Origin of the sequence: Pseudomonas sp. AMR01 (assembly GCF_041946035.1) — a bacterium.
Lineage (GTDB): Bacteria > Pseudomonadota > Gammaproteobacteria > Pseudomonadales > Pseudomonadaceae > Aquipseudomonas > Aquipseudomonas antarctica_B.
Genome location: NZ_JAUTYR010000077.1, coordinates 1 through 4051 on the forward strand (window position 1 = coordinate 1; position 4051 = coordinate 4051).

Sequence of the window (4051 nt, forward strand, 5' to 3'; positions counted from 1 at the left end):
CCCCAACAACCCCCGGGGGGCGTGTGTCAAATTTGCCCCGTTATGCGGGTTTTACCCCGCCCCGCCGGTTATAGCCAACCGTTTAAACACGTCGACGGGCGCCCCCCCCCGGGCGCCCACGCCCTCGCCGACCGCCAACGCCACCGAACCTGCCGCCAGAGCCGTATCGCCACAGGCAAATACGCCGGCCAGGGAGGTCTGACGCATGTCGTCTGTGAATACGTAAGCACCGGTTGGTCCCTCCAGCAACTCACAGCCCAATTGCCCCGCCAGAGGGCTGATGCGGGTGCGTGACATCGTGAAAACGCCATCGAGGCTGAACACCCGGCCGTCGTCCAGTTCCACATCGGCGCGCTCGCCACTGATGCGTCTGACCTTGCCGCTTTCCACCGTCACGCCACGCCGATCCAGCTGCACCTGTTGTTCGGCATCCGGCGTGAACACCTCATTGGTGAAGAGTGTTGTGGTGCCCCAATCCGGCAACATCAGCGCGTGATGCATCGCTAACGGTGAGGTTGCCAGCACGCCGATGCGGCCTTGATCCAGCTCGTAACCGTGGCAGTACGGGCAATGAAATACCCGCTTGCCCCAGCGCTCCTCAAGGCCTTCGATGGCGGGTAATTCGTCGACGACACCAGTGGCCAGAATCAGTCGCCGGGCCTGATATTCACCGTTGCACCGGGTACGAATGCTGAAACCGTCGGGCTGCTGCAGTGCTTCCAACGCGCTGTCCTGCACCCAGGTGACCGTCGGGTATTCCATCAACTGGCTGCGCCCTTCGGCGGCGATAACCTGCGGTGGCTGGCCGTCCTGGCCGAGGAAACCATGGGAGGTGGCCGCAAAGCGGTTGCGCCGCTGCCCCGCATCAATCACCACTATGTTGCGCCGCGCCCGCGCCAGTTGCAGGCCCGCAGACAGGCCGGCATAGCTGCCACCTACGATAATGACGTCATAAATCATGTTTGCGATCTCGTCTTCCGCTGCGCCAGGTTGCCTGGACGCTTTCACGGCACACCATAAGTTACATGAAAATAAGGCGTCAAGGGTCTCGCAACTATTCAGGTTACGAACGATACTTTGCCGCGAATCGACTTGAGGCTTTTTGATGAGAAACGACACCCGGCTTTCGCGCATGCTGCACGTGCTGATCCACATGGGCCGCCATGAAGAGCGCGCCACGTCGGACACCATCGCGCATATGCTTGGCACCAACCCGGTGGTGGTGCGGCGCACGCTTGGGTTGCTCAAGGAAAAAGGCTACGTGCGCTCGGAAAAGGGCCACCAGGGCGGCTGGACCCTGGGCAAACCCTTGAATGAAATCACCCTGCTCGATATCCACAGCGCGCTGGGCACGCCGTCGATTTTCGCCATCGGCCTGTCCACCGACCACCCGCAGTGCCTGGTGGAACAGGCGGTAAACGCGGCCCTGACCGACGCCTTCGAACAGGCCCAGGCCCTACTGTTGCAGCGCCTGGGCGATGTGACCCTGGCGCAGTTGGCCGAGGACTTTGACGAGCGCTACCGCGTGGCGATGTTGCCTTAGCGCTGCGAAGGAATGCGGATATCACCCGCGCGGCACTGTGTTTTCACACTGCGCGGGCAACCGGCGAACGCGAGGTCTTTGGTCAGGCACACCCGCACCTCCGAGAGCACCTTGCCCTTGCAGATCACCGCCAGCCCATGGTTGCCGAGGCGCGGGTTGCTCTCGCGAAACAAGGCCTCGATTTCACTCGCCGGTAATGACGACGGCGTGTTGAACGGCTGCAATTGCTGCGGAATGGTCACCACGCCCAACGCCGCATCGGTTTTCTCCAGATAGGCCTGCGGCGCCAACCCGGTACAGGTGCCGTGTTTGGCCCATTCGTGCTTGAGTAGCGAACGGGTCGGGAACAGTGCGGCGCCCTTCTCCAGGTCTTCACGGCTCAACTGCGCCTGCGAGTCACAGGAAGACGGCCACCCGCCTTTCGCGTATTGCGGCCACAAACCGTGCAACACAAAGCCGTAGCCCTTACCCGAACACTGTTCGTTGTCGGGGTGCGTCAGGCAAAACGTCGGCGACCATGACAGCGACAGCACATAAAAATCAAACGCGCCGGGCGTGCCTTGACCACGCGGCGCCGCCGTTGCGCAGGTGGCGAACGCCAGCCACAGCACCATCAGGTATTTCATCCGTCTGTTCCTTGAAAAAATCCATTACCCCGGTAGATGGGGATTACGTTGCAGCACCTTGTCGAGAATCCGATCGGTCTTCAACGCCTCGATCGCCAGTGAAGGATGCTCGGCTTCGCCGCGAATATGGGCATTCATATTCACCACATGGTGCCATTGGATATGCGCATTGCAGGGTACTTCCAGCACTTCATCGGTCTCGCCTTCAAGCCGCAGCGGCTGGTCGTCGAACACCGCAAAGGTGATGCGCCCACGGCTGCCGATCAGCTCGACTTTATCTTCGCGACGGTCCGCCACAAAGTTCCAGCACCCCATGCCCAGCGCGCCTGAACCGAAGGTCCAGCAGGCCGTTACCGCGTCCTCCGCCGCATACGCCCCGGCCTGTCGCGCGGTAAAACCGGTGACCTCGACAATGTCGCCGGCCAGGTACTGGAACAAGTCAAAACCATGGCTGGCCAAATCGGCAAAATACCCCCCACCCGAGATAGCCGGGTCGGTACGCCAGTTGGCGGCGCTGGCGTCGTCAACGGCCGCCGGCTTGCACAGGCTCCAAGTGAGCTGACGCAACTCGCCGATGCGCCCGTCCCGCAGCCAGTCGCGCACTTGCTGGAAGCGCGGCAGCGAGCGCCGGTAATAGGACACAAACAAGTGCAGCCCGGCGCGTTCGAACGTGCGTTGCATCAGCGCGCTCTGTTCGGCATTCAGCGACATGGGCTTCTCGACGCAGCAATGCTTGCCGGCTGCGGCCACCATCAAGCTGTATTCCAAATGGCTGTCGGGCGGCGTGGCGATGTACACCGCGTCCACTTCAGGGTCGTCAATCAGTGCCTGGGCGTCAGTGTAGTAACGGGCAATGCCATGGCGTGCCGCATAATCGCGCACGGCCTCCTCGCGACGCCCCATCACCGCGACCAGGGCAGAACCTGGCGCTTTGTAGAAAGCGGGTCCACTCTTAACTTCAGTGACACTGCCACAACCGATCATGCCCCAACGTACGGTAGTCATCTGTATTCCTCGTCCGTTTTCATCAATCAGGCAGTATCCACATCCCCTCACGTCGGCGCCACTGCCACCCAGCATGACAATTGCATTACACTTTTATGACACTCATCACGCTGCGGGGGCACACAGCATGAAAATAAGGGCCACGGTCATTTGCGAACACGAGGGGCATATCCTCTTCGTGCGCAAAGCCCGATCCAAATGGGCACTGCCCGGCGGCAAGGTCGAGCGCGACGAACGCCCGGTCGGCGCCGCTGAACGCGAGCTGGAAGAAGAAACCGGGTTAAACGTGGACGGCTTGCTGTACTTGCAAGAGCTCAAAACCCGCGACACCCTGCACCACGTATTCGAAGCCTCAGTGATAAACATCGCCGAGGCCAGGCCGTGCAACGAAATCATCGATTGCCAATGGCACGCCTACACCGCCATGGACGAACTCGACACCACCGACGCCACCCGACACATCGTCAAATCCTTCCTGCGTCGCCTCTGAAGCGTCTCACCTGCACATCTCTTCTGCCGTTCGACAAAGGATTTGACGAACGCGGCAGTGCACGCCCTCCTCGCCCATGCCAATGCTGCGAAAAAATCGGGTTATTCATGCGATTGAATGGGTCACCGTCATGCTCTAGTTCACCCTGCAGGGTTGCGCAAACGTTAGCCGGTACCGATCAGGAATTGCTCGCGGCTTTCTTCGACTGTCTGAGGTGGTGGGAATGACACCGAGGTGACTGCATCGCAGGCAAGCCAGCTCCCACAGAAGAGCAGACCGTGCAGCTATTGAAGTTGTACCCGGTCAAAACTGTGGGAGCGGGCTTGCTCGCGAATGCGGTGGGTCAGTTGATGAATTTGGTGGCTGATACACCGCATTCGCGAGCAA

The 4051-nt window shown here is 60.7% G+C and carries 5 protein-coding genes; 2 read left to right on the top strand and 3 right to left on the bottom strand.

Features of this window, described 5'->3' with window-relative positions:
* Window positions 1-51: 51 nt before the first annotated feature.
* A complete protein-coding gene (locus Q7C20_RS26515) occupies window positions 52-960 on the bottom strand; it encodes an NAD(P)/FAD-dependent oxidoreductase (RefSeq protein WP_375071158.1) in 909 nt (302 codons plus the stop codon).
* A 145-nt stretch (window positions 961-1105) separates the two neighbouring features.
* Between Q7C20_RS26515 and Q7C20_RS26520 the strand changes: the two genes are divergently transcribed.
* Entirely contained in the window at window positions 1106-1543 is a 438-nt protein-coding gene (locus Q7C20_RS26520) for an Rrf2 family transcriptional regulator (RefSeq protein ID WP_348061744.1), read from the top strand.
* Here the strand turns inward: Q7C20_RS26520 and Q7C20_RS26525 are convergent.
* Together Q7C20_RS26525 and Q7C20_RS26530 are read right to left on the bottom strand one after the other, a co-directional pair.
* Window positions 1540-2169 carry a ribonuclease T2 gene (locus tag Q7C20_RS26525; protein WP_348061743.1) on the bottom strand — a complete coding sequence of 210 codons (630 nt, stop codon included), beginning with the start codon at window positions 2167-2169 and terminating at the stop codon, window positions 1540-1542. The two genes, Q7C20_RS26520 and Q7C20_RS26525, sit on opposite strands and share 4 nt — an antisense overlap.
* Window positions 2170-2193: 24 nt before the next feature.
* Entirely contained in the window at window positions 2194-3174 is a 981-nt protein-coding gene (locus Q7C20_RS26530) for a Gfo/Idh/MocA family protein (protein ID WP_375071159.1), read from the bottom strand.
* A gap of 127 nt (window positions 3175-3301) precedes the next feature.
* Here Q7C20_RS26530 and Q7C20_RS26535 point away from each other — a divergent pair, with 127 nt between their 5' ends.
* Window positions 3302-3664, top strand: a complete 363-nt coding sequence (locus Q7C20_RS26535) for an NUDIX hydrolase (protein ID WP_375071160.1) — start codon at window positions 3302-3304, stop codon at window positions 3662-3664.
* The last annotated feature ends 387 nt before the right edge of the window (window positions 3665-4051 follow it).